The organism is Streptomyces halobius, from assembly GCF_023277745.1.
GTDB lineage: Bacteria > Actinomycetota > Actinomycetes > Streptomycetales > Streptomycetaceae > Streptomyces > Streptomyces halobius.
Genome location: NZ_CP086322.1, coordinates 6,430,535 through 6,456,769, shown reverse-complemented (window position 1 = coordinate 6,456,769; position 26,235 = coordinate 6,430,535). Strand labels below are relative to the sequence as shown.

18 protein-coding genes are annotated in these 26,235 nt (G+C 70.8%); 1 reads left to right on the top strand and 17 read right to left on the bottom strand.

What is annotated here, in order from left to right:
- Positions 1 to 204: 204 nt before the first annotated feature.
- From obgE to K9S39_RS29190, 8 genes are all read right to left on the bottom strand, one after another.
- Entirely contained in the window at positions 205 to 1,641 is a 1,437-nt protein-coding gene (obgE, locus tag K9S39_RS29225; RefSeq protein WP_248866331.1) for a GTPase ObgE, read from the bottom strand.
- 233 nt (positions 1,642 to 1,874) lie between these two features.
- Positions 1,875 to 2,132, bottom strand: a complete 258-nt coding sequence (gene rpmA, locus K9S39_RS29220; protein ID WP_248866330.1) for a 50S ribosomal protein L27 — start codon at positions 2,130 to 2,132, stop codon at positions 1,875 to 1,877.
- A 14-nt stretch (positions 2,133 to 2,146) separates the two neighbouring features.
- Positions 2,147 to 2,467 (bottom strand): 50S ribosomal protein L21, encoded by a 321-nt coding sequence (gene rplU, locus K9S39_RS29215; RefSeq protein WP_052855736.1) that lies wholly within the window; start codon positions 2,465 to 2,467, stop codon positions 2,147 to 2,149.
- A gap of 236 nt (positions 2,468 to 2,703) precedes the next feature.
- Positions 2,704 to 6,546: an Rne/Rng family ribonuclease gene (locus K9S39_RS29210; RefSeq protein ID WP_248866329.1), complete on the bottom strand. Its 3,843-nt coding sequence runs from the start codon at positions 6,544 to 6,546 to the stop codon at positions 2,704 to 2,706.
- Between the two features lie 219 nt (positions 6,547 to 6,765).
- Positions 6,766 to 7,569, bottom strand: coding sequence for a TIGR03936 family radical SAM-associated protein (locus K9S39_RS29205; RefSeq protein WP_248866328.1), 804 nt, complete (start codon positions 7,567 to 7,569; stop codon positions 6,766 to 6,768).
- 91 nt (positions 7,570 to 7,660) lie between these two features.
- Complete coding sequence (locus K9S39_RS29200; RefSeq protein ID WP_248866327.1) at positions 7,661 to 8,665, bottom strand: hypothetical protein; 1,005 nt, start codon at positions 8,663 to 8,665, stop codon at positions 7,661 to 7,663.
- 425 nt (positions 8,666 to 9,090) lie between these two features.
- Complete coding sequence (locus K9S39_RS29195) at positions 9,091 to 11,013, bottom strand: TIGR03960 family B12-binding radical SAM protein (RefSeq protein WP_248866326.1); 1,923 nt, start codon at positions 11,011 to 11,013, stop codon at positions 9,091 to 9,093.
- A gap of 192 nt (positions 11,014 to 11,205) precedes the next feature.
- Complete coding sequence (locus K9S39_RS29190; protein WP_248866325.1) at positions 11,206 to 12,921, bottom strand: CYTH and CHAD domain-containing protein; 1,716 nt, start codon at positions 12,919 to 12,921, stop codon at positions 11,206 to 11,208.
- A 207-nt stretch (positions 12,922 to 13,128) separates the two neighbouring features.
- Between K9S39_RS29190 and K9S39_RS29185 the strand changes: the two genes are divergently transcribed.
- Positions 13,129 to 13,569 (top strand): ATP-binding protein, encoded by a 441-nt coding sequence (locus K9S39_RS29185; RefSeq protein ID WP_248866324.1) that lies wholly within the window; start codon positions 13,129 to 13,131, stop codon positions 13,567 to 13,569.
- Between the two features lie 15 nt (positions 13,570 to 13,584).
- Here the strand turns inward: K9S39_RS29185 and rodA are convergent, their stop codons facing one another.
- The 9 genes from rodA to K9S39_RS29140 form a co-directional block, all read right to left on the bottom strand.
- Complete coding sequence (gene rodA, locus K9S39_RS29180) at positions 13,585 to 14,802, bottom strand: rod shape-determining protein RodA (protein WP_248866323.1); 1,218 nt, start codon at positions 14,800 to 14,802, stop codon at positions 13,585 to 13,587.
- The gene (mrdA, locus tag K9S39_RS29175; RefSeq protein ID WP_248866322.1) at positions 14,799 to 16,952 is read right to left on the bottom strand and encodes a penicillin-binding protein 2; all 2,154 of its coding nucleotides are present in this window, start codon (positions 16,950 to 16,952) and stop codon (positions 14,799 to 14,801) included. Before mrdA ends, rodA begins: the two co-directional genes overlap by 4 nt.
- A gap of 318 nt (positions 16,953 to 17,270) precedes the next feature.
- Positions 17,271 to 18,002 (bottom strand): rod shape-determining protein MreD, encoded by a 732-nt coding sequence (gene mreD / locus K9S39_RS29170; protein ID WP_248866321.1) that lies wholly within the window; start codon positions 18,000 to 18,002, stop codon positions 17,271 to 17,273.
- A 3-nt stretch (positions 18,003 to 18,005) separates the two neighbouring features.
- Entirely contained in the window at positions 18,006 to 18,944 is a 939-nt protein-coding gene (gene mreC / locus K9S39_RS29165) for a rod shape-determining protein MreC (protein WP_248866320.1), read from the bottom strand.
- A gap of 260 nt (positions 18,945 to 19,204) precedes the next feature.
- Positions 19,205 to 20,224: a rod shape-determining protein gene (locus K9S39_RS29160; protein ID WP_248869017.1), complete on the bottom strand. Its 1,020-nt coding sequence runs from the start codon at positions 20,222 to 20,224 to the stop codon at positions 19,205 to 19,207.
- 296 nt (positions 20,225 to 20,520) lie between these two features.
- The gene (ndk, locus tag K9S39_RS29155; RefSeq protein WP_248866319.1) at positions 20,521 to 20,934 is read right to left on the bottom strand and encodes a nucleoside-diphosphate kinase; all 414 of its coding nucleotides are present in this window, start codon (positions 20,932 to 20,934) and stop codon (positions 20,521 to 20,523) included.
- A 225-nt stretch (positions 20,935 to 21,159) separates the two neighbouring features.
- Positions 21,160 to 21,492 carry a DUF4233 domain-containing protein gene (locus tag K9S39_RS29150; protein WP_248866318.1) on the bottom strand — a complete coding sequence of 111 codons (333 nt, stop codon included), beginning with the start codon at positions 21,490 to 21,492 and terminating at the stop codon, positions 21,160 to 21,162.
- A gap of 2 nt (positions 21,493 to 21,494) precedes the next feature.
- Positions 21,495 to 23,009 carry a bifunctional tetrahydrofolate synthase/dihydrofolate synthase gene (folC, locus tag K9S39_RS29145; protein WP_248866317.1) on the bottom strand — a complete coding sequence of 505 codons (1,515 nt, stop codon included), beginning with the start codon at positions 23,007 to 23,009 and terminating at the stop codon, positions 21,495 to 21,497.
- Between the two features lie 522 nt (positions 23,010 to 23,531).
- On the bottom strand, positions 23,532 to 26,180 hold the full coding sequence (locus K9S39_RS29140; RefSeq protein WP_248866316.1) for a valine--tRNA ligase: 2,649 nt from the start codon (positions 26,178 to 26,180) through the stop codon (positions 23,532 to 23,534).
- Between the last annotated feature and the right edge of the window lie 55 nt (positions 26,181 to 26,235).

Sequence of the window (26,235 nt, the reverse complement as noted above, 5' to 3'; positions counted from 1 at the left end):
GAGCGGCTCGCCGCGGAGGGCTCTTCGTGCCGGGGCCGGCTTCACTACGCGGGCTGGTCTCCTGCGGAGGGTGCGCCTGCCGGTGGGCCCGATACGCAGGTCAGCACGTAGGTCACCACGTAGGTCAGCCTCCGTGCAGGCGCAGGTCGACCGCGGTGCCTCCGCAGGCCGGAACGGCCGGAACCGCCAGACCCCGGACGCCCTTCAGAACGGCCGGAACTCCTCGTACTCCTGGGTCGCATCGTCCCGCGCCGCGTCGCGGTCGCGGCGGCGCTGGGCGGCCGGTCGGGGGGCCTCCATGCGGTGGTCCTCACCGCGCCGGCCCAGCATCTCCGCGCCGGCCGCCATCGTCGGCTCCCAGTCGAAGACCACGGCGTTGTCCTCGGGGCCGATCGCCACACCGTCCATGGCGCGCGCGCCGGCCTTGAGGAGCGCGTCCTCGACGCCGAGCCGGTTGAGCCGGTCGGCGAGGTACCCGACCGCCTCGTCGTTGTTGAAGTCGGTCTGGCGGACCCAGCGTTCGGGCTTCTCGCCCCGTACGCGGAAGAAGCCGTCGCCCTCCCGCGTGACCGTGAAGCCGGCGTCGTCCACGGCCTTGGGCCGGATCACGATCCGGGTGGCCTCCTGGACGGGCTTGGCGGCGCGGGCCGTGGCCACGATGTCGGCGAGCGCGAAGGACAGCTCCTTCAGGCCCAGGTGGGCGACTGCCGAGACCTCGAAGACGCGGTAGCCGCGCTCCTCCAGGTCGGGGCGGATCATGTCGGCGAGATCCTTGCCGTCCGGGATGTCGATCTTGTTGAGGACGACCACCCGCGGCCGGTTGTCCAAACCGCCGTACTCGGCCAGCTCCGCCTCGATCCTGTCGAGGTCGGAGACCGGGTCGCGGTCGGACTCCAGGGTCGCGGTGTCCAGGACGTGCACCAGCACCTCGCAGCGCTCCACATGGCGCAGGAACTCCAGGCCCAGCCCCTTGCCCTGGCTGGCGCCCGGGATCAGGCCCGGCACGTCCGCGATGGTGTAGACCGTCGAACCGGCGGTCACCACGCCGAGGTTGGGCACCAGAGTCGTGAAGGGGTAGTCCGCGATCTTCGGCTTGGCGGCGGAGAGCACCGAGATCAGCGACGACTTCCCGGCGCTGGGGTAGCCGACCAGCGCGACATCCGCGACGGTCTTCAGCTCCAGCACGATGTCGCGGGTCTCTCCGGGCTCGCCGAGCAGCGCGAAACCGGGGGCCTTGCGGCGGGCGGAGGCCAGCGCGGCGTTGCCGAGGCCGCCGCGGCCGCCCTGGCCCGCCACGAACGTGGTGCCCTGACCGATCAGGTCGGCGAGGACCTCGCCGTTCCTGTCGAGCACGACCGTGCCGTCCGGCACCGGCAGGACCAGGTCCTTGCCGTTCTTGCCCTCGCGGTTGTCGCCCGCGCCCGGCTGGCCGTTGGTGGCCTTGCGGTGCGGGTGGTGGTGATAGTCGAGGAGCGTGGTGACGTCCTGGTCGACGACCAGGATCACATCGCCGCCGCGGCCGCCGTTGCCGCCGTCCGGTCCGCCGAGCGGCTTGAACTTCTCACGGTGAACGGAGGCACAGCCGTGGCCTCCGTTACCCGCGGCGACGTGCAGCTCGACGCGGTCCACGAAGGTGGTCATGGTGGGTGCCTCCAGGTCATGCGGGAATGTCGCGGTGCTCCGCGGGTGACTGCTCCGCCGGTCTCCCCGTGGTCAGCGGTTGTCCCAGCGGCAAGCGGATGTCTCAGTGGTAACACGCCGAAGGCGGACCGGCCTTCCCGCGTCCACGGGAAAAGGCGGTCCGCCCTCGGAGGCTGTGCGGCCCGGGGGACGCCCCCGGGCCGCAGCCCGTTGCTGCGTGCGTCCGGGGCTGATTACTCAGCGACCGGGACGATGTTCACGACCTTGCGGCCACGGTGGGTACCGAACCTCACCGCACCCGGCTGCAGGGCGAACAGCGTGTCGTCGCCGCCACGGCCGACGCCGGTGCCCGGGTGGAAGTGGGTGCCACGCTGGCGGACCAGGATCTCACCGGCGAGGACGGTCTGACCGCCGAAGCGCTTCACACCGAGCCGCTGGGCGTTGGAATCGCGACCGTTCCGGGTGGACGATGCGCCCTTCTTGTGTGCCATGTCTTCTCAGTCCCTTACTTCGCCGGAGCGTCGATGCCGGTGATCTTCAGCGCCGTGTGGAGCTGGCGGTGGCCGATCCGCTTCTTGTAACCGGTCTTGTTCTTGTACTTCTGGATCCGGATCTTGTCACCCTTGTGGTGGTCCACGACCTCGGTCTGGACCTTCACGCCGGCCAGGACCCACGGGTCGCTGGTGACCGAGTCACCGTCGACGACCAGCAGCGTGGAGAGCTCGACGGTGTCGCCGACCTTGCTGGTGGAAATGCGGTCAACCTCGATGACGTCGCCAACAGCAACCTTCTGCTGGCGCCCGCCGGTGCGCACGATCGCGTACACGCGGAACTCTCTTTCGCTAGGTTTCGATCCTCTGACGCCAGCCGCTCACACGGGTGGGGATTGACCCGTGGAATCCGAGTGGACGAGCGGCCTCTCTCGGCGGACCGAGAGGTGTTTGCTCAGGGGCTTGGTGCCATTGACACCGACGGTCAAGGTTACGGGGCCTTGACCAGGGGGTCAAACCGGCCCCGGGCCGCCGACGGACGCTGCCGCCGACGGCCCCGGCCGGATGGTGCTCAGTCCTCCGCGGAAGCCGACACCGACGGCAGCCCGGGCTGCTCGGCGGCGGCGGTCTTCTTGGCCGCGGCGGTCTTCTTGGTGGTGCTCTTCTTGGCGGCGGCCTTCTTCGTGGTGGCCGTCTTGGCCGCGGTCTTCTTGGTCGCCGTCTTCTTCGCCGCCGTCTTCTTGGTCGTGGTCGTGGCGGCGGTCTTCTTCGCCGCCGTCTTCTTCGCCGTGGCCGTCTTGGCGGCGGTCTTCTTGGCGGCCGTCTTACGGGTCGCCTTCTTCGCCGTCTTCTTGGCCGGCTCCGCCTCGGCGGCCTGCTCCGGGGCCTCGACCGACTCCGTGGCCGGGGCCGGTTCCGGCGTCTCGGCGGCCGACTCGACCACCGTGACGATCGTCGCGGCCTTCTCGGCCCCCTGGGGCGAGCCCGCCGGAGCGGTCACCTTACGGGTCGCCCGGCGGCGCGGACGGGCCGGTGCGGGCTCCGCGGCCGGCACCCCCTCGACGGGCTCCGGCTCGGGGGCCGGTGCCGGCACCGGCTCGGCCGGCACCACGATCGCGGCGGCCTCCGCGGCCTTGGGGGCGCCCGCCGGAGCGGTCACCTTCCGGCTCGCCCGGCGGCGGCCACGGCGTCCGGCGGCGGCCTCGGCCTCCGCCGGGCTGCCGAACCACTCGTCGGCGCCGGCCACCACGGGCTGCAGCTCGGCCTCCGTCACCGGGGCGGGCTCCAGCTCTGCCGCGGCCTCGGCCGCCGCGACCGTCCCGACGGGCTCCGCGGCCTCCACAGGCTCGGCCTCGGCCGGCGGCTCGGGCCGCTCCCCGGCCGCCTTGACCTCCTTGATCTCCTTGGCCTTCTTCTTGCGCTTGCCTCCGTTGCCGGCCGCCGTCGGCTGGTCCATGTGGACGATGAGGCCGCGGCCGTTGCAGTGCACACAAGGCTCGGAGAAGGACTCCAGCAGACCCTGGCCGACCCGCTTACGGGTCATCTGCACCAGCCCCAGCGAGGTCACCTCGGCCACCTGGTGCTTCGTACGGTCCCGGCCCAGGCACTCCAGCATCCGCCGCAGCACCAGATCCCGGTTGGACTCCAGCACCATGTCGATGAAGTCGATGACGACGATGCCGCCGAGGTCACGCAGCCGCAGCTGGCGCACGATCTCCTCGGCCGCCTCCAGGTTGTTCCGGGTGACGGTCTCCTCGAGATTGCCGCCCTGACCGGTGAACTTCCCGGTGTTGACGTCGATCACGACCATCGCTTCGGTCTTGTCGATCACCAGCGAACCGCCGCTGGGCAGCCAGACCTTGCGGTCCAGCGCCTTGCTCAGCTGCTCGTCGATGCGGTACGTCGCGAAGACGTCGACCTCCGAAGTCCACTTCTGCAGACGGTCGGTGAGGTCCGGCGCGACATGGGCGACATAGCCGTGAATGGTCTCCCAGGCGCCGTCACCGCTGATGATGACCTTGGAGAAGTCCTCGTTGAAGATGTCGCGGACGACCCGGACGGTCATGTCCGGCTCGCCGTAGAGCAGGCTCGGCGAGCTGGTGGACGACGCCTTCGCCTTCTTCTGGATGTCCTCCCACTGCGCCTGGAGCCGCTCGACGTCCCGGCGCAGCTCGTCCTCGCTCGCGCCCTCGGCGGCGGTGCGCACGATGACACCCGCGTCCTCGGGGACGATCTTCTTGAGGATCTGCTTCAGCCGGGTCCGCTCGGTGTCCGGGAGCTTGCGGCTGATACCGGTCATCGAGCCCTCGGGCACATACACCAGGTAGCGGCCGGGGAGCGAGACCTGGCTGGTGAGCCGGGCGCCCTTGTGGCCGATCGGGTCCTTGGTGACCTGCACCAGCACGGACTGCCCGGACTTCAGCGCGGTCTCGATGCGCCGCGGGCCGTTGGCCATGCCCAGCGCCTCGAAGTTGACCTCGCCGGCGTACAGCACGGCGTTGCGGCCCTTGCCGATGTCGACGAAGGCGGCCTCCATCGACGGCAGGACGTTCTGCACCTTGCCGAGGTAGACATTGCCGACGTACGAGGTCGACTGTTCCTTGTTGACGTAGTGCTCGACGAGCACGTTGTCCTCAAGGACGCCGATCTGGGTGCGCTCGCCGTTCTGGCGCACGACCATCACCCGCTCGACGGCCTCACGGCGCGCGAGGAACTCCGCCTCGGTGATGATCGGCACCCGGCGACGGCCCTGCTCGCGGCCCTCACGACGGCGCTGCTTCTTCGCCTCCAGGCGCGTCGACCCCTTGATCGACTGCACCTCGTCGGAGCCGGTGCCGGCCTCTTCCTTCTTGCGGGGCTCACGGACCTTGACGACCGTGCGCTCCGGCTCGTCGACGTTCGGCTCGGTCTCGACCGCCTCACCGGTGCGACGGCGGCGGCGACGACGGCGACGGCTGCTGCTGGTGCCGCCACCGACGGGTTCCTCGGCCGCTTCCCCCTGCTCCGCGGCCGGCTCCTCGCCCTCCTCGGGCTCGGCCTCGGCCGCCACGGCGGCTTCCCTGCCCTCGGCGGACAGTTCCTCGGCGCCCTCGGCGGACTCACCACGACGACGGCGACGGCCGCCGCGACGACGGCGGCGCGAGGGGCGCTCGCCGGTCTCCTCCGCGCCGCGCCCGGCCTCGGCTTCCTCCTCGGCCTCCGGCGCCTCTTCGAGATCCGGCTCGGCAGGCGCGACGGGCACCGGTTCGGCGACCCGCTCGCCACGGCGGCGGCGACGGCGCGAGCCGCCCGTGGGCTGCTCCTCCTGGACCGGCTCCTCCTCCTGGACCGGCTCCGGCCCGGCCTCCTCGTCCCGATGGGCGGCGGCGGCCGCGGCGGCGGCCGCGCTTTCCGGGGTCTGGAACATCGGCTCGGTGAAGACCGGCGCCTGGAAGACGGCGGTCGGCGGACGCTGCGCCCGGCGGCGGCCACGCGCCGGCGCCTCCGGCGCGGGCTCCTCCTCGGCACGCGGCGCCTCGGCGACCGGCTCGACGGGCTCCGGGGCCCGCTCGGCGCGGCGGCGCGTACGGCGCTTGGGGGTCTCGGCGGCCTCGGCCGCAACGGCGTGGGCCTCGGCCGCCGACGCCTCGACGGCTTCCTCGGCGACGGCCGCCTTACGGGTGGCGCGGCGCCGCGTACGGGCCGGCTTGGCCTCCTCCACGGGCGCGGCCGGCTCCTCCTCGGCAACCGGGGCGGCGGCCTCGGCCGTCACCACGGCGGCGCCCTGCGGGGACCCGGCCGGAGCGGTGACCTTTCGGGTGGCACGGCGCCGCGTACGGGCGGGCCGGGCCTCCTCTTCCTGGGCGCCGACCGGGGCCGTCTCCTCGACGGCGACCGGTTCCGGGGCCTCGGCCACTACCGGCTCGGCAGCGCTCGCGGACGGGGCCACGGCGGGGGCGGTCACCTTACGGGTCGCACGCCGGCGGGTACGGGCGCGCGGTGCCTCCCCCTCGGCCGTCGCGGCGGCCGACGCCTCGGCGACAGGAGCGGGCGCGGCGGCCGGCGTCTCGGCCGGCTCGGTCCCCCTCACCTGCGGGGTCCCGGCCGGGGCGCTGACCTTGCGGGTCGCCCGGCGCCGGGGACGGGCGGGCTTGGCCTCGTCCCCCGAGGTCACCGCGGACGCGGTGCTCTCCTCGGCGGACGGGGGCTCCCCCGCTCCCGCCGGGTCGGGGGCCGGGTCCGCGAGCGCGGCCCCTCCCCCGGGCTCCGTGCTCACCACCGTCGACGCGGCGCCACCGGCCGCCGGCGGACCGGCCGGCCGGGAGGCCGCGCGGCGCCTGCGGCGCGGCGGCAGCGTGTCACTGGGTGAATTGTTGTCGTCGGACCCACGGTCTTGGGACTGTGTGGGTTCGGTGGGCTCAATTGGTTCGAGCATGCGGGCGGTTCTCCCGTCACGCTCCCGGGCGCCGCGCCTGATTCCGTCCGCGGTCCGCGTGATGAGCGCGGTTCCGCCGTCCGGGGCGTGGGCGCCGCACGGGAGCTGTCGTCTCGCTCGCCGGGCCCGTGGGCCGGGTACCGGCGAAAGTCTTCTGGTCAGTGCGTCTGCCGGGCCGGGGTGGCGCCCTGGCTGATCGGCGACGCATCGACGGCGGTCCTACGCGGTACCTTCCCCGGAAACTGCCGGGGAGACCCCACTCGGTGCCTTCGCGGCACTCAGCCCGGCGGCCGTGGATGGGGCGGCCGTGGCAGCGTCGCGGTCGGGCGCCAGCGGGTCGGTCACCGTGCCGGTCTCCTCATCGAGCAGCCCCTGCGCCAGCCTGGTCACCGCAGCGGGGACCGGCGGCGCCAGGTCGGCCGTAGCGCGGAGACCGGACAGGACGTCGTCGGGTCGTACGGCAGGTGTCAGATGCCGAACAACCAGCCGCAGTATCGCACAGGCTTTGCCGTCGGGCCTATCGCCCTCGCACCCGTCGGCTTCGAGGCGGGCCACCGCCGCACGGGCGTCAAAGGCCCGCATGCCGTTCTTGGTACGGCGCTCGACCTGCACCTCCGCGGCGGCGAGGAAGGCCTCGACGGCGTGCGCCGAGGCCTCGGCCCCGACCCCGTCGAGCCGGATCTCCCACACGGAAGCCTGCAGCCGGTCGGCGAGCCCGCTGGTGCGCGCCTCGACGGCGTCGACCACATCGAGCCCCGCCGGCAGCGACTCGTCCAGCAGCTTGCGGAGCCGCTCCGGATCGCGCCGCTCGACGAGCTGGATCTCCAGATACTCGGCCTCGCTGCCGGTGCCCGTCGGGGCGGCGTTGGCGTACGACACCTTGGGGTGCGGGGTGAAGCCCGCCGAATAGGCCATGGGGACCTCGGCGCGGCGCAGCGCCCGCTCGAATGCGCGCTGGAAGTCGCGGTGGCTGGTGAACCGGAGGCGGCCGCGCTTGGTGTAGCGCAGTCGGATGCGCTGCACCGCCGGAGCGGGCGGCGGGCCTTCGGGCTGTCGCTTGCCCAGTGGTTCTTCTCCTTGGTGTGAGGGCGCTACCAGACACCACCTCCGGGGTTCACCCCCGCGTCGGCGGGGAAAGGTCGCGCCCGGACGTCTTACCTAGAGTACGTGCCGCTGAGTCGCCCAGTTCCCGCCGGGGCTGCGCGGCCTTGGCCCGCACCGGCTCCCTGGGGGCGCCGAACAGGGCGCGCCGGATCTCCTTGCGGGCCTGCCGGGCGGACTCGCGGGCGGCGCTCAGCGCCCGCGAGGTGGCCCGGCCGGCCTCCCGCAGGACATGGCGCACCGGCCGCCAGATGCCGTCCCGGATGCCGTGCCCGAAGGGGGTCAGCACGCTCCGGTACACCCAGCGGCACGGCTCGACGACGATCCACCGCAGCAGCCGTCCGAGGAACCGCCCGACCGCCCGGGAGAGGAACCCGGCGGCCCGCCAGCAGTGCCCGAGCGCGTCCCCGACCTCACGGACGACCACGGTCACCGCGGCGGCCAGCGCCCGTCCGGCCGGCAGCAGCACATACCTCCACAGCGCGACGGCCGGCACGACCACGATCCACCGAACGAGCGTGGTGACGACCATGCCGATACCGCGCACCAGCAGGACGAGCCCGTGGCCGAGCGGCGTCAGCACCGTGCGGTACAGCCACACCGCCGGAACGACCACCAGATACCGCACCAGAAATGTCACGGGCACGATCACCAGGTAACGCACCAGGAAGGTCACCGGGACGACCACGAGATAGCGGGCCAGGAACACCGCGGCCACCGCGATGCCCCGTCCGGCCGGCGCCAGGACGTACCGCCACAGCGCCACCCACGGCCAGACGAAGAACGCCTTGCCCAGCCAGAGCGCGCCCTCGGCCACCCGGACCGCCGGCCAGGCGATCGCCCGCCCGACCGGCGACAGCACCGTACGGTTCAGCGCTCGCCCGCAGGCCGTCAGCACGTCCCAGATCATGCGCAGCGGCACCACCACGACCAGCACCACGACACGTACGGGGACGCGGACCAGCCGCGTCAGACAGCCTTCGCCCGGTTCGTCGTGCTCATGCCGACCCCGCTCCATGCCGCGCCCCCTGAATTCCGGTACCTCTGCATGCTTCTACGCCGACTGCCGTCGTGTGTCGACCCAGAAGCGCAGCTTCCCGCCCCGCTGGTCCTCGGAGAACCCCTGTCGTCTCGCCGTTGCTCCCCCACTGCCTGAACGGCGTGGGAGGTACCCCCACGCGGCGGGCGTGGGCACGTCGGGTGCGGTGACGGCCCTCCGGACTCCGTCCTGCGGGCTCCCCTCCCGTGAGTGGGGGGGGAAGGAGGCCGGTGGAGACCGGCGTTTCATCACTCGGCCCGGAATTCTTCCATGGCGGCGAGGAAGGAGGCGCGGACGCCGGTGGTGGGCGCGATGAGCTGCGGCATCGCGCCAGTGTGGGCGGGCATGCTTCGGCCCGGCCACTCACTTTCCGGTGGCCGGGCCGAAGACACGTACCAGCAGGGCTACTTGACGACCGTCAGCGGCAGCAACTTCTTGCCCGTCGGGCCGATCTGGATCTCCGTGTCCATCTGCGGGCAGACGCCGCAGTCGAAGCACGGGGTCCAGCGGCAGTCGTCGACCTCGGTCTCGTCGAGGGCGTCCTGCCAGTCCTCCCAGAGCCAGTCCTTGTCCAGGCCGGAGTCCAGGTGGTCCCAGGGCAGCACCTCCTCGTACGTGCGCTCACGCGTGGTGTACCAGGCGACGTCCACACCGAAGTCCGGGAGGGTCTTCTCCGCGGCCTGCATCCAGCGGTCGTAGCTGAAGTGCTCGCGCCAGCCGTCGAAGCGGCCGCCGTCCTCGTAGACGGCGCGGATGACCGCGCCGATGCGGCGGTCGCCGCGGGAGAGCAGGCCCTCGACGATGCCGGGCTTGCCGTCGTGGTAGCGGAAGCCGATGGAGCGGCCGTACTTCTTGTCGCCGCGGATCTTGTCCCGGAGCTTTTCGAGCCGGGCGTCCGTCTCCTCCGCGGACAGCTGCGGCGCCCACTGGAACGGGGTGTGCGGCTTGGGCACGAAGCCGCCGATGGAGACCGTGCAGCGGATGTCGTTCTTGCCGGAGACCTCGCGGCCCTTGGCGATGACATTGACCGCCATGTCGCCGATCTGCAGCACATCCTCGTCGGTCTCGGTCGGCAGACCGCACATGAAGTACAGCTTCACCTGCCGCCAGCCGTTCCCGTACGCCGTCGCGACGGTCCGGATCAGGTCCTCTTCGGAGACCATCTTGTTGATGACCTTGCGGATGCGCTCCGAGCCGCCCTCGGGGGCGAAGGTCAGTCCCGAGCGGCGGCCGTTGCGGGTCAGCTCGTTGGCGAGATCGATGTTGAAGGCGTCGACACGGGTCGACGGCAGCGACAGACCGATCTTGTCGTCCTCGTACCGGTCGGCCAGGCCCTTGGCGACATCGCCGATCTCGGTGTGGTCGGCGGAGGAGAGGGAGAGCAGGCCGACCTCCTCGAAGCCGGTCGCTTTCAACCCCTTGTCCACCATCTCCCCGATGCCGGTGATGCTTCGCTCCCGTACGGGACGCGTGATCATGCCGGCCTGGCAGAAACGGCAGCCGCGGGTGCAGCCACGGAAGATCTCGACAGACATCCGCTCGTGGACGGTCTCGGCCAGGGGGACGAGCGGCTGCTTGGGGTAGGGCCACTCGTCCAGGTCCATGACGGTGTGCTTGGAGACCCGCCACGGGACGCCGGAGCGGTTGGGCACGACGCGGGAGATGCGGCCGTCGGCCAGGTACTCGACGTCGTAGAACTTGGGGACGTAGACGCTGCCCGTCCGAGCGAGGCGGAAGAGGAGCTCATCGCGCCCACCCGGGCGGCCCTCGTTCTTCCAGGTGCGGATGATCTCGGTGATCTCCAGGACCGCCTGCTCGCCGTCGCCGACCACCGCGCAGTCCAGGAAGTCCGCGATCGGCTCGGGGTTGAAGGCGGCGTGGCCGCCCGCGAGGATCAGCGGGTGCTCGTCGGTGCGGTCCTTGGACTCCAGGGGGATGCCGGAGAGGTCCAGGGCCGTCAGGAGGTTGGTGTAGCCGAGCTCGGTGGAGAAGGAGACGCCGAGGACGTCGAAGGCGCTGACCGGGCGGTGGGCGTCGACGGTGAACTGCGGAACCCCGTGCTCACGCATCAGCGCTTCGAGGTCCGGCCACACGCTGTAGGTGCGCTCGGCGAGCACGCCCTCCTGCTCGTTGAGGACCTCGTAGAGGATCATGACGCCCTGGTTGGGCAGACCGACCTCGTACGCGTCGGGGTACATGAGCGCCCACCTGACGTCGCAGTCAGACCACTCCTTGACGGTGGAGTTCAGCTCACCGCCGACGTACTGGATGGGCTTCTGCACATGCGAGAGCAGAGCTTCGAGCTGCGGGAAAACCGACTCGGACATCTCGAACCTTCGTGGGCTGACAAGGGGCGACTGTCAAGCGTAACCCGCCCGGAGTCGCCCCTCGGCACGACGATCTTGAAGTAGCCCCGCAGCGGCGGGGAGCACCGCAGCGCGTCCCGGTGCCTGCGGCTCGAAACCGGATCACCTCCGCGCCGGCGGAGCGGCCGTGCATTTGTGCAACGAATCGACCACTCATATGGTCAGCCGCAGGCGCGAGACCTTCTTCCACACCCCCGGCAGCTCCCGCTCCCGGTCCGCCGCCAGAGCCTCCTCCCGGCCGTAGAGCAGCCCGAACGTGAAGCCGCTCTCGCCGGCGCGGTGGGCTTGGACCGCCAGGTCGCGGAGGGTCGCGCGGGCCACCACGCTGTCCTGGTGGTCGCCCAGCAGCTGCTGTACCCGCTTCGTGCGCCCGGTGAACTTCTTCGCCGGTCCGCCGAGTGCCGGGGTGGCCGCCTCCGCCGCGTAACGGGTCCGCTTGGCGGCCTTACGGGCGTTGTGCAGCGCCGTGTCCCGCTCGCCCCCGGGCGGCGCGTCCAGCGCGGCCGCCACGCGACCGGCCAGCCGCCCGTAGTCCTTCAGCACGGCCGCCGACATCACCTCCGGCGCGGGCCGCGCGGCGGCCTTCCGCAGCGGCGGCTCCTCCAGGAGGGCGTGCAGCGTCTTCAGCAGCGCGAGGTACCGCTCCCCGTCCAGGACGGCGAGCAGGTCCCGCCGCGATCCGCGATGGCTGCGCACCGACCAGATCCGCAGCCTGGCGGCCACCGGTCCGAGGCGCAGCGAGCGGGGCAGCTCGGCCAGTCCCGCGCGCAGCCGTTCGGTCAGCACCTCACGGTCCCGGTCCACACCCAACTCGGCGGCCAGCCACCTGAGTTCGGCTCCGATGGGATCGGTGACGGTACGGTCGAGCACCTTCGCGTAGGACCGGAACGTGCTGCGCAGCCGACGGGTGGCGACCCGCATCTGGTGCACGGAATCGGGCACTTCGCGACGTACCGCCGGGTCCAGTGCGACGATCGCCCGGATCTGCTCGCGGACATAACGCAGGACGATGTCACCGGCGGTGGGGGGCGACGTACCGGCCTTACCGGTTCTACCGGCCTTACCGGCCTTACCGGCCTTACCGGTCTTGCCCGCCTTACCGGTCTTGTCGGCCCTGCCGGCTCCCCTTGCCCCCTTGGCGCCTTCGGCGGGCGGCTCGGCGAAGGGGGCGCGGTGCTCGGCCGGACTGCCGGCCGGCTCACCGGCCCCCGTCTCGTCCAGCGCCCGCGCCAGCTTGGACGGCGCCTTGGCGGGGCGCGCCCCGGCGGCCAGAAGCATCCGGCCGACCTCGTCCAGCAGCTCGGCGCCGTCGCCCCCGTTCTCGCCTCCGGTGAGCTCCACCTCGATCTCGTGCCAGCGGGCCTCGCCGACCTGCCCTGCCTGCCCCGCCTCCTCGGCCGGGCCCGGCTCCCCCGTCTCCGCACCCGACGGCCGGGCCCGCCGCGCCCACACCGCGTCCTCCGCCACCTCGGCGAGCGGCGTGCCCGCGGCGTCCTGGAGCACCCGGACCGTGCGCCGGGTCCGCAGCCGTACGACGGGTGCCAGCGGGCGGCCGAGCACCCGGGACCGTACGAGCGCGGTCAGTTCGCGGGGCGGCGCATCGGAGAGCGGCGCCCGCACCTCGTCCCGCACCCCGGGCGCGACCGGCAGCTTCAGATGCCAGCCCGCGTCCGCTCCGCCGGTGCGGCGCCGCAGGGTGATGCCGTCGGCGGCGAGGCACTGGTCGGCGGTGTCGTAGTAGGTGGCGTCCAGGGTCGAGACGCCCTGCTCCACCACTGCCGCGACCCGGTCCACCTCGGTCAGGTCGGGCAGCCGGGTGTCGTCGGTGGCCTCGTACTTCCGCTCGACTTCGCGCACGGTGTCCGCCATGTGTCGAATCTAGCCATCCGTCCGACGGTCGACCACCCTCCTGGCGCACCCGTTCCACCACTCCCGACTGTCAACGCGGGAGGCCCGGACACCCAGGCGGGCGAGTAGCCCGGAGGACAGGCGGTGGATTACGGTGTGTCACAGCCATCCACACAGGGTGACATCCGCTCCGGCGCTCACTCGACCCCTTCGGGGAGGGAGAAACCCGTGCACCCATCCACCGCAACCGTCGCCCGGCCCCCCATCCGCGTCTCGACGGGCGCCCGCCCGTACCTCCTGACGGCACCGAACCAGCCGACCGCCCCGAAAGCCGCCCGAGACTTCGTCCGTGCGGTGCTGAGCCGGACCGGCCTCTCCCCCCTCCTGGACACCGCGGTGCTGCTCACCTCGGAAGCGGTGACCCACTCCCATCTGCGCGCCCCGGAGTCCACGGACATCCTGCTGCGCATCCTGACCACCGACGACGGCCTCCGGATCAGCGTCCACGACGAGGGGACGTCCCGGATCCCGGCGCCCGCCCCCGAGCCGGGCCACTGTCTGCTGCTCCTCGCCCATCTCGCCGACCGCTGGGGCACCACCCCCTTCGAGGGGCCGACCCGTTCGACGTCCCTGTGGTTCGAGCTGTACGCGGACGACACCACGGCATAGTTCCCGGGAGAGCCCTCAGCGGCCCGCCGACAGCGGCCGCTGCACCCTGATCGACTGGAGCAGCCCGATCGCGATCCAGACGGCGAACATCGAGGTGCCGCCGTAGGAGACGAACGGGAGCGGGAGGCCGGTGACGGGCATGATGCCCAGGGTCATGCCGATGTTCTCGAAGGACTGGAAGGCGAACCAGGCGATGATGCCGGCGGCGACGATGGTGCCGTAGAGTTCGGTCGTCTCGCGGGCGATGCGGCAGGCGCGCCACATCACCACGCCGAGCAGGAAGATGATGAACCCCGCGCCGAGGAAGCCCAGTTCCTCTCCGGCGACGGTGAAGATGAAGTCCGTCTGCTGCTCGGGGACGAACTGGCCGGTGGTCTGGCTGCCCTTGAAGAGGCCCGAGCCGGTCAGTCCGCCGCCGCCGATCGCGATGCGTGCCTGGTTGGTGTTGTAGCCGACACCGGCCGGGTCGAGACTCGGGTTGGCGAACGCGGCGAACCGGGCGATCTGGTAGTCGTCGAGCAGACCGAGCTGCCAGACGGTGAGGCAGCCGATGACGCCCGCGCCCAGCAGGCCGAGGATCCAGCGGTTGGAGGCGCCGGAGGCGAGCAGGACGCCGAGAATGATGGCGCCCAGCACCATGACCGAGCCCAGGTCGGGCATGAGCATGATGACGGCCACCGGGACGGCGGCCAGCGCCAGGGCCTGGACGACGGTGCGGTGGCCGGGGTATGCCCGGTCGCCCGCGTCGACCCTGGCCGCCAACAGCATCGCCATGCCGAGCGTGATGGTGATCTTCGCGAACTCTGCGGGCTGCAGGGAGAATCCGCCCGGGATCGCCAGCCAGGACCGCGAACCGTTGATGGTGGCGCCCAGCGGGGTCAGCACCAGCAGTGCGAGCACCACCGACAGGCCGTAGAGGATCGGGACCGCACCGCGCAGGGTGCGGTGGCCTAGCCAGATCGTGCAGCCGGCCAGCGCCAGTCCGATGCCGGTGTTCAGCAGATGGTGCAGGAAGTACTGGTACTGGTCGCCGTGGTTGAGCTCGATGCGGTTGCGGGTGGCGGAGAAGACCAGCAGCGAGCCGATGAGGGACAGCACCACACAGCACAGGATCAGTATCCAGTCCAGCTTGCGCAGGACGGAGTCGCGTGCGGTGAGCTTGCCCCACGTGCCGGGTTCGGGGCTGTAACGGCGGACGGAGAACGCCTTGGGCACGATGCGGCTGGTCGTCATTCGGGGCTCCCCGATGCGGACGGCGACGGCTTCGGCCGGACATAGGGCTTGATGGGCTGGGCCACGATCGTGCCGTCGTCCTCGATCTTGGGCAGCGTCGTCTGCGGCTTCGGGAGCAGGGCGGCCTTCGGGTCGATCTCGCCCTTCTCATTGAGCCCGTAGATCGCGTCATAGATGTGGCGGACGGCCGGACCGGAGGCGCCGGAGCCCGTACCGCCCTGGGAGATGGTCATGACGATCGTGTAGTCCTTGGTGTACGTGGCGAACCAGGACGTCGTCTGCTTGCCGTAGACCTCGGCCGTACCGGTCTTGGCGTGCATCGGGATCTTCTCCTGGGGCCAGCCCTGGAAGCGCCAGGCGGCGGTACCGCGCTCGGCGACGCCGGCCAGGGCGTTGTCCATCTGCGCCAGGGTCTTCTTGGCGACCGGCAGCTTGCCGTGCGCCTGCGGCTCGATGTGCCGGATGTGCTTGCCGTCGGGGCTGACGACGGCCTTGCCGACGGTCGGGTCGTAGAGCGTGCCGCCGTTGCTGATCGCGGCGTAGATGGTCGCCATCTGGATCGGGGTGACGAGGGTGTCGCCCTGGCCGATGGCGTAGTTGATCGAGTCGTAGGCGTGCAGCTTCATGCCCTCAAGGCAGTTCTCCCGGGCGAGCTTCGTACCGAAGTCCTTCTTCTTCGGCCATGCCTTGGCCTGCTCGCACCAGCCGGCCTTGTTGGCCTTCCAGAAGTCCTTCTTCCACTGGCGGTCGGGGACCCGGCCGGTGACCTCGTTGGGGAGGTCGATGCCGGTCTTCGCGCCGAGGCCGAACTGGTGGGCGGTCTTGTAGAACCAGTCCTTGGCGTCCGGCCTCGGCTTGTCCCCGCCGTCCCGCTTCCACTCGTCGTGCGAGAGCTTGTAGAAGACGGTGTCGCAGGAGACCTCCAGCGCCCGGCCCAGGTTGATCGAGCCATAGCTCCGCGACTCGTAGTTCTTGTACGTCTGGCCATCGGCGGTGTACGAGCTGCCGCAGGGGTAGCTGCCGTTGAACTTGTGGCCGGCGTTGACCGCGGCGGCGGTCGAGATGACCTTGAAGATCGAGCCGGGGGCCGCCTGCCCCTGGATGGCGCGGTTCAGCAGCGGGTAGTTGGACTTCTTGCCGGTGAGCTTGGCGTAGTCCTTGGCGTCGATGCCGCCGACCCAGGCGTTGGGGTCGTAGGTGGGGTTGGAGGCCATCGCCACCACCCGGCCGGTCTTCGACTCCAGGACGACCACGGCGCCCGCGTCGGCCTTGTAGTTGGTGCCGGTGTTCCGGTCGTGCTGCTTGCGGGCGTCCTTCATGGCCTGGTCCAGCTCTTTTTCCGCCACCGCCTGCACGCGGGCGTCGATGCTGGTGACGAGGCTGGAACCGGCCTCGCCCTTCTCGCTCTTGGACTCGCGGATGACCCGGCCGAGGTTGTCGACCTCGTAGCGGTTCACATGGGCCTTGCCGCGCAGATCGCTGTCGTACGTCCGCTCCAGCCCGGACCGGCCGATCTGGTCGGAGCGCAGCAGCGGCGAACTGCTGTCCTTGGCCTCGTTGATCTCCTCGTCGGTGACCGGCGAGAGATAGCCCAGGACCTGGCCGGTGTTGGCCTTGCCGGGGGCGGGGTAGCGGCGGACGGCGGTGGGCTCGGCGCTGATGCCGGGGAAGTCCTCGGAGCGCTCACGGATCTGGAGGGCCTGCTGGGTGGTGGCCTCGTCGGTGATCGGGATCGGCTGGAAGGGGGAGCCGTTCCAGCAGGGTTGCGGGGTCTCGGCGTCGCAGAGCCGGACCTTGTTGCGGATCTCCTGCTCGGACATGCTCAGCACCTTGGCGAGCCGGCCGAGCACGGCCTTGCCGTCGTCCTTCATCTTCAGCAGCTCGGTACGGCTGGCGGAGACGACCAGACGGGTCTCGTTGTCGGCCAGCGGCACCCCGCGCGCGTCGAGGATGGAGCCGCGGGTGGCGGGCACGATGACCTGCTGGACGTGGTTGCTCCTCGCCTCGTCGGCGTACTCCTTGCCGTCGCGGATCTGCAGATACCAGAGTCGGCCGCCGAGGGTGAGGAGAAGGGAGACGACCAGGATCTGGATCGCGATGAGACGGACGGTGACCCGGTTGGTCCGGCCGTTCCCCGGAATGTTCGTCATGGCGCCCCCACTGCGTGTCCGATGGCCCCGTGCCCGGCTCGCACCGCGGTCACAGACCGCGCCGCCCCCGTGGACAGTGCACCGCTCATGCCGGTACCTCGCTACGCTCGGCCTCGCATTCGCGGAGCGCGCACCTTTCGACGGTTCCCTCGCTCCGCTCCCTCACAGCCGGTACCTCGCTACGCCCCGCCTCCCATTCACGGGAAGCGCACCTTTCGATGATTCCCTCGCTCCGCTCCCTCACAGCCGGTACCTCGCTACGCCCCGCCCCCCATTCACGGGGAGCGCACCTTTCGATGATTCCCTCGCTCCGCTCCCTCACAGCCGCTTGACCCCCTTGATACGGGTGGCCTTGCTGCGGGCCGACCTGGTGAGCAGTCCGCCGCGCTGGCTGCCGATCCGGGGCACCCGGGTCGGCCGGCCCACCCGCCCCGGCTTCAGCAGACCGCGGCCGCTCTGGAGGCCGGTGCCGGGGCTGAGCCAGCCGTACCCCGACTCGCGGGTGCCGGCCGCGCCGCCCTGGCTGCCGACGCCGTCGGTCAGCGCGTCGTTCTCGGTCCTGCGGGCCAGCGCCATCACCAGCGGGACGGTGAAGGGGGCGAGCAGCAGGTCGTAGACGGTGGCGCTGAGCACCAGACCGCCGATGCCGACGTGCCGGGCGGCGGTGTCACCGACCAGCGAGCCGACGGCGGCATAGAGCAGGGTCGAGCCGACGGCGGCGCCGACGACGACCACGAGCGGGATCGTCGCCGAGCGGTGCCGCCCGGACTCGGGCCGGGTCAGGCCGGCGGCGTAGCCGATGACGCAGAGCACCAGGGCGTAGCTGCCGATGGCGTGGTCGGAGGGCGGTGCGAGATCGGCGAGCAGGCCGGCGCCGAAGCCGGTCAGGGCGCCGCCGACATGGCCGTAGACCAGGGACAGGCCGACCACGACCAGCAGCATCAGGTCGGGGACGGCGCCGGGGAGTTGAAGCCGGGCGAGGATGCTGACCTGGACGATCAGGGCGACGACCACCAGCGGGGTGGCGAGCAGGATCCGGTTGATGCGCATCGGTCAGCTCCTGGGAGGCGCGCTCGCGGTGGGGGTGGGGGTGGCCGTGACGGTGACCGTCGGCGTCGGCTTGGGCTTGGCCGGTTTGGGCGGCAGGACGGTGTCGCGCGGGTCCTGGCGGGGCGGCACGACGACGACGCCGACGATGTCGAGCTGGGAGAAGGCGACGAACGGCCGGACCTGGAGGGTGCGGGTCAGATCGCCGTTGGACGGCTCGACCTTGACGACCTCGCCGACCGGCACGCCGGGCACGAACGGTTTGTCGGCGCTGGAGCCGAAGGTGACCAGACGGTCGCCGCGCTTGACCGCGGCCCTGCCGTTGAGGAGTTGGACGCGCAGCGAGCGGCCGCCCTGGCCGTTGCCGAAGCCGATCTCGTTGGTCTTCTCCATCCGGGTGCCGACGGCGAAGTCCGGGTCGTTGGCCAGCAGGACCGTGGCGGTGTCGGCGCTGACGGTGGTCACCCGGCCGACCAGCCCGTCACCGTTGAGGACGGTCATATCGCGGGCGATGCCGTCGCGGGACCCGGCGTCGATGGTGACGGTCCAGGAGAAGCCCTGGGCCGCGCCGATGGCGATGACTTGGGCGCCCTTGATGCCGTACTGGCCGGTGCCGGCGGTCTTGAGCAACTTGTCGAGCTGGGCGGCGCGGCTGCGGTGCCGGTCGGAGGAGCCGAGCTTGGCCTTGAGGGCGGCGTTCTCGTGCTCCAGCCGGCTGATCCGGGTGTGCCGTTCACCGGAGTCCCGCACCGCACCGACGGCGTTGCCCACCGGGTCGACGATCTGGGCGACGCCGCCCTCGACCGGGCCGAAGACGGAGGCGGCGGCTTGCCGGGCACCGTCGAGCGGGGACTGTTCACCGCCGCGGATATCGACCGTGATCAGCGCGAACGCGATCGCGATCAGCAGCACCAGCAGCAGCCGGCTCTCTCGTGTGTCCCTCACGTGCGGCGGCCGTGTCCTTCCTCGTAGGACCGGCCGGCTGCGGGCCCCGCCGGTCTCGTTCGGGAGTTGAGCGTTGTGCCTGTGTGTGCGGTGCCTGGTGGCGAAGCGTCAGTGCACCGGGATTGTCGGTGTTTTGCCTGCGGCGTGTCTGTGCCTGTATATCAGCCGGACACGACATACGGACCGGCCGTTGTCTGCCATGCTGCCCGACCCCCGCGGACGCCGCACGGCGCCTGCGGGCCGGTCGGGCGAAGGTCGTGCTACCTGCGTGGCTGGGAGTCGAGGACCTGCTGGAGGGCCTCGAACTCCTCGACGCACTTGCCGGAACCGAGCGCGACGGAGTCGAGCGGGTCCTCGGCGATGTGGATGGGCATGCCGGTCTCACGGCGCAGCCGCTCGTCGAGGCCGCGGAGCAGGGCGCCGCCTCCGGTGAGCACGATGCCGCGGTCCATGACGTCACCGGACAGCTCCGGCGGGCACTTGTCGAGGGTCGTCTTGACCGCGTCGACGATGGAGTTCACCGGCTCCTCGATGGCCTTGCGGACCTCGGCGGCCGAGATGACGACGGTCTTCGGCAGGCCGGAGACCAGATCGCGGCCGCGGATCTCGGTGTGCTCGTCCTGGTCGAAGTCGTGGGCCGAGCCAATGGTGATCTTGATGCTCTCGGCGGTGCGCTCGCCCAGCAGCAGGCTGTACTCCTTCTTGATGTGCTGGATGATCGCGTTGTCCAGCTCGTCGCCGGCCACCCTGATGGACTGGGCGGTGACGATTCCGCCGAGCGAGATGACCGCGACCTCGGTCGTACCGCCGCCGATGTCCACGACCATGTTGCCGGTGGCCTCGTGGACCGGCAGACCGGACCCGATCGCGGCGGCCATCGGCTCCTCGATGATGTGCACCTGCCGCGCGCCGGCCTGGGTCGACGCCTCGATGACGGCGCGGCGCTCAACTCCGGTGATACCGGAGGGAACGCAGACGACCACCCGGGGGCGGGCCAGATAGCGGCGCTTGTGGATCTTCAGGATGAAGTAGCGGAGCATCCGCTCGGTGATCTCGAAGTCGGCGATCACGCCGTCCTTCAGGGGCCGCACCGCGACGATGTTGCCGGGCGTCCGCCCGATCATCTTCTTCGCCTCGGCGCCCACCGCCAGGATGCCGCCGGTGTTGGTGTTGATGGCCACGACCGACGGCTCGTTGAGAACGATGCCGCGGCCCCTGACGTACACCAGCGTGTTGGCGGTCCCGAGGTCGACAGCCATGTCACGGCCGATGAACGACATGTTGTTCCCCATGAGGATACGTCTGGCCTTCCCAACTGGTAGCGAATGCTTACTTGAGGTCGGCAGGAGGTGATGCGCTGTGAGGCGCGGAAGCCCCCATCGTAGTTCGTAGTCGCGTGCACTCGAACACGGTGGGAGGGTGTTCCGCCATTGTCAGCCGTACACACACCCGCCACCCTTAATGGTGACGACGTGTCGTGAAGATGCGTTCCCCCTTTCGTGGCTCATATGCCAAAGGGCGACCGATGTTTTCTTCGGTCGCCCCTGGTCACGAGGGGTATACAGCTGATGAATAGTCAGGAAATACCCGGGAAGAAAATCTTGATCTCACGCTCGGCGGACTCTTCGGAATCCGAGGCGTGGATCAGATTCTCCCGCGTGATCGTGCCGAAGTCCCCACGAATGGACCCACTCGGTGCGGCAATCGGGTCAGTCGGACCGGCCAGCGCCCGCACGCCCTCGATCACCCGCTCACCCTCGACGACCAGCGAAACCACCGGACCGGAGGACATGAACTCCACCAGGGGCTCGTAGAAGTCGCGGCCGACGTGCTCGGCGTAGTGCTGCTCAAGAAGGGCACGGTCGAGGCTGCGCATCTCCAGCGCCGTGATCGTCCAGCCGGCCTTCTTCTCGATACGGCCGAGGATCTCGCCGACCAGGCCTCGCCTGACCGCGTCAGGCTTGAGAAGGACGAGAGTGCGCTGGCTCATGGATTCGGCTCCTTGCAAACTTCGACTGCGGTGAGCCGAGGCTACAGGGCGCCTTCGGAGCGACGGCGCCCGGACCGCACTCGCCGATCAGACCACGGCGTAGGGCGTCGGGCGGAACACCCCCCGGCAACGGCGGGGAAGCGGCCCGGGCTCCGTGCCGAGCCACACACCTGACGACGGCGAGCGGCAACGGCGCCACCGGGCCACCGCCGAGCGCGGCGCGGATCAACCCGCCGCAGCCGCCTTCGCCCTGGCCTCGTCGACCTTCCGCCCGTAATGCACCGACGCCCACCACAGCGCCGCGAACACCGCTCCGAGGAAGAACATCGTCGGCACGACGAAGCCACTCGCGATCAGCGCGATCTGCAGCACCCAGCCGAGCTGGACGCCCCCGGGGCGGCCGAGCATCCCGCACAGCAGGACGCTCAGCAGCATCGCGGTCCCGCTGACCGCCCAGACCGTGGCCGTCGGCAGATCGCTGAGCTGCATCGCGACCAGCCCGGCGAAGCCGATCACAAAGAACTCGCCTATCAGGGTGCTCGCACACAGGGTGCGCATGCTCAGCTCCTCCTCATGAGCAGCCGGGCCTCGCCGACCGTGATCACGGAGCCGGTCACCAGCACACCCGCTCCGGAGAACTCGCCCTCTTCCTCGGCCAGGGTGATCGCCGCCTCCAGGGCGTCGTCCAGCCGCGGCTCGACCTGCACCCGCTCGGCGCCGAACACCTCGACTGCGACCGCCGCCAGCTCATCGGCGTCCATCGCGCGATGGCTGGAGTTACGCGTCACCACCACCTCGGCGAAGATCGGCTCGAACGCCTCCAGGAGGCCCCGGACGTCCTTGCCGTCGCTGGCGCCGACGACACCGACCAGGCGGCTGAAACCGAACGCCTCGGTCACCGCCTCGGCCGCGGCGCGCGCGCCCGCCGGGTTGTGCGCGGCGTCCAGCACGACGGTCGGACTGCGCCGGACGACCTCCATCCGGCCCGGCGAGGCCACCGAGGCGAACGCGCCGCGGATGGTCTCGATGTCCAGCGGACGGGCGTGCTCCGAGCCGACACCGAAGAACGCCTCGACCGCGGCCAGCGCCACCGCGGCGTTGTGCGCCTGATGGGCGCCGTACAGCGGCAGGAAGATCTCCGGGTACTCCCCGCCCAGACCGCGCAGCGTCAGCATCTGCCCGCCGACCGCGACCTCCCGGGAGAGCACGCCGAACTCCATGCCCTCACGGGCGACCGTGGCGTCCACCTCGACGGCACGCTTGAGCATCACGGACGCCGCGTCCACCGGCTGCTGGGCCAGTACGACCGTGGCGTCCTTCTTGATGATTCCGGACTTCTCGCCGGCGATCTGCTCGGGGGTCTCCCCCAGCCGGTCGGTGTGGTCCAGCGCGATCGGCGTGATGACGGCGACATCGCCGTCGATGACGTTCGTCGCGTCCCAGGTGCCGCCCATGCCGACCTCGACCACGGCGATGTCCACCGGCGCGTCGGCGAAGGCGGCGAACGCCATCGCGGTCAGCACCTCGAAGAACGACAGCCGGTACTGCTGCTGGGTGTCGACCATCTCCACATACGGGGCGATGTCGCGGTACGTCTCGATGAAGCGCTCGGCGGAGATCGGGCTGCCGTCCAGGCTGATCCGCTCGGTGACGGACTGGACATGCGGGCTCGTGTAGCGGCCGGTGCGCAGGTCGAAGGAGGTCAGCAGGGCCTCGATCATGCGGGCCGTGCTGGTCTTGCCGTTGGTGCCGGTGATGTGGATGGACGGGTAGGCGCGCTGCGGCGAGCCCAGGATGTCCAGCAGCGCCTCGATGCGCTGGACCGACGGGTCGAGCTTGGTCTCGCCCCAGCGGCCGGCCAGCTCCTCCTCGACCGCGCGCAGCGCACGGTCGACCTCGGGGTCGCTGGGCCGGGCGGGCACAGCGTCCCCCTGCGGCGGTCCGGCCTGCGCGCGCAGGGTCCGGCTGCCGGCCTCGATCACCGCGAGATCGGGGTCACGGTTCGTCTCGGCCTGGACCAATTCGTCGAAGGGGTCGGTCGGGCCGGGGTCGTCGTTTTCGGGGCGCTCGCTCACGACGACAAGTCTACGAGGGTGTTCGCCGCGCTTTGCCTGGGCCGACATAGGTCTCCCGCTGCGCTTTGCCTGGGCCGGCTGGATTGCTCGTCGTTTTCGGCCGTCCGGCCGTGGGGATTGTTCGCCGTTGCTCCCCCACTGCCTGAACGGCGTGGGCGGTACCCGCACGCGCCGGGCGTGGGTTTTTCGGGTGCGGTGACGGGCCTCCGGACTCCGTCCTGCGGCCCTCCCCCATAGCCTGAAGGGCATGGGAGGCGCCCCCATCCTCCCGACGGTGGGGGGAAAGGGCCGGTGGGGGCACATGTGATCTGTCGGGTACCTGTGATCGCTTCCACAAGGTGAACACGACCGACTACGTGCACCCTCACCGTCCTTTTGCCCACCCCCTCGGGAGGTGCCGGTCCGCAGGACGGAGTCCGGAGGTCCGGCGCCGCTGCCGAACAGCCCCGCGCAGCGGTAACAGCTCACCGCAGGTGCAACGGCGGGACGGCCGACGACGTGGGGCGCAGGCGAAGCGCGGCGTCACCCCTGGGGCAGCGCCGCCAGCTGCGCGGAGATCCGCTCGATGTCCGCCTCGGCGGCAGACCGACGCTGGCGGATCTTCTCCACGACCTTCTCCGGCGCCTTGGCCAGGAACGCCTCATTGCCCAGCTTGGCCGTGGCCTGCGACAGCTCCTTTTCGGCCGTGGTCAGATCCTTCGTCAGCCGCTTGCGCTCCGCCTCGACGTCGATCGCCCCCGACAGGTCCAGCGCGACCGTGGCGCCCGCGACCGGCAGCGACGCGGTGGCACTGAAGCCCTCGCCCGCCGGCTGGAGCCGCAGCAGCGAACGCATCGCGGCCTCGTGCGCCGCCAGCGCCGTACCGGACAGGTCCACCCGGGCCGGGACCTTCTGGCCCGGCTGCAGCCCCTGGTCGGAGCGGAACCGGCGGACCTCGGTGACGACCTGCTGAAGGGTCTCGATCTCCTCCTCCGCGGCCGCGTCCCGGAAGCCACCCGGGGCGTCAGCCCCAGGAACAGACACAGCGGCCGGCCACTGGGCGATGACCACCGACTCGCCGCCGGTCAGCGCCGTCCACAGGGTCTCCGTCACAAAGGGCACGATCGGGTGCAGCAGCCGCAGCGTGACGTCCAGGACCTCGCCCAGCACCCGGCGCGAGGCGTCGGCGGCCGGGCCGCCCGCCATGAACGTGGTCTTCGACAGCTCGACGTACCAGTCGAAGACCTCGTCCCACGCGAAGTGGAAGAGGGTGTCCGACAGCTTCGCGAACTGGTAGTCGTCGTAGTACGCGTCGACCTCGGCGACGACCGAGTTGAGCCGGGAGAGGATCCACCGGTCGGTCGCCGACAGCCGCTCGGCGGGCGGCAGCTCGCCCTCCACCGTCGCACCGTTCATCAGCGCGAACCGCGTGGCGTTCCAGATCTTGTTGGCGAAGTTGCGGGACCCCTGGACCCAGTCCTCGCCGATCGGGACGTCGACTCCTGGGTTGGCGCCACGGGCCAGCGTGAACCGGACCGCGTCCGACCCGTACTTGTCCATCCAGTCCAGCGGATCGACCGCGTTCCCGAAGGACTTGGACATCTTCTTGCCGAACTGGTCGCGGACCATGCCGTGCAGCGCGATGGTGTGGAACGGCGGGGTGCCGTCCATCGCGTACAGCCCGAACATCATCATCCGGGCGACCCAGAAGAAGAGGATGTCGTACCCGGTGACCAGCACCGCGTTCGGATAGAACTTCTCGACGCTCGGCGTCTGCTCGGGCCAGCCGAGCGTGGAGAACGGCCAGAGACCGGACGAGAACCAGGTGTCCAGGACGTCCGTGTCCTGGTGCCAGCCCTCTCCGCTCGGCGGCTCCTCGTCCGGACCGACGCAGACGACTTCCCCGTCGGGGCCGTACCAGACAGGAATACGGTGACCCCACCACAACTGCCGCGAAATGCACCAGTCGTGGAGATTGTCGACCCAGCCGAAGTAGCGCGACTCCATCTCCTTGGGATGGATCGCGACCTTGCCCTCACGGACCGCGTCCCCCGCGGCCTTCGCCAGCGGGCCGACCCTGACCCACCACTGCATCGACAGCCGCGGCTCGATGGTGGTCTTGCAGCGTGAGCAGTGCCCGACGGAGTGTGTGTACGGGCGCTTCTCGGCGACGATCCGGCCCTCGGCGCGCAGCGCGCCGACGATGGTGCTGCGGGCCTCCAGGCGGTCCAGGCCCTGGAACGGGCCGTGCGCGGTGATGACCGCGTGCTCGTCCATGACGGCCAGACTCGGCAGACCGTGCCGCTGACCGATCTCGAAGTCGTTCGGGTCGTGCGCCGGGGTGACCTTGACGGCTCCGGTGCCGAACTCCGGATCGACATGCTCGTCCGCGACGACCGGGATCCGGCGGCCGGTGAGCGGCAACTCGATCTCGGTGCCGACGAGATGGGCGTACCGCTCGTCCTCCGGGTGGACCGCGACCGCGGTGTCACCGAGCATCGTCTCGGCACGGGTGGTCGCGACGACGACGGACTCGTCCCCCTCCCCGTACCGGATCGAGACCAGCTCGCCCTCGTCGTCCTGATACTCCACCTCGATGTCCGAGATGGCGGTCAGACAGCGCGGGCACCAGTTGATGATCCGCTCGGCGCGGTAGATCAGCTCGTCGTCGTGGAGCCGCTTGAAGATGGTCTGGACGGCCTTGGAGAGGCCCTCGTCCATGGTGAACCGCTCACGCGACCAGGCGACGCCGTCGCCCAGGCGCCGCATCTGGCCGGAGATCTGGCCCCCGGACTCGGCCTTCCACCGCCAGACCCGCTCGACGAACGCTTCCCGCCCCAGGTCGTGGCGCGAAACGCCCTCCTTGGCGAGCTCCCTCTCCACAACGTTCTGCGTGGCGATGCCGGCGTGGTCCATACCCGGCTGCCACAGCGTCTCGAAGCCCTGCATCCGCTTACGGCGGGTCAGGGCGTCGATGAGGGTGTGCTCGAAGGCGTGGCCCAGGTGCAGGGAGCCCGTGACGTTCGGCGGGGGGATCACGATCGTGTACGGCGGCTTCTCGCTCTTCTCGTCCGCCTCGAAGTAGCCCCGCTCCACCCAGCGCTCGTACAGCGGCCCCTCTACATCGGCCGGCGTGTACTGAGTCGGCAGTTCGGGGGTGCTGTGGCTGCTCTGCTGAGTGTTCTCGGTCACGACGCACAGTGTACGGGCGCGAGTGTCGGAGCTTCGAATCGGTTTCGCCCCCGGG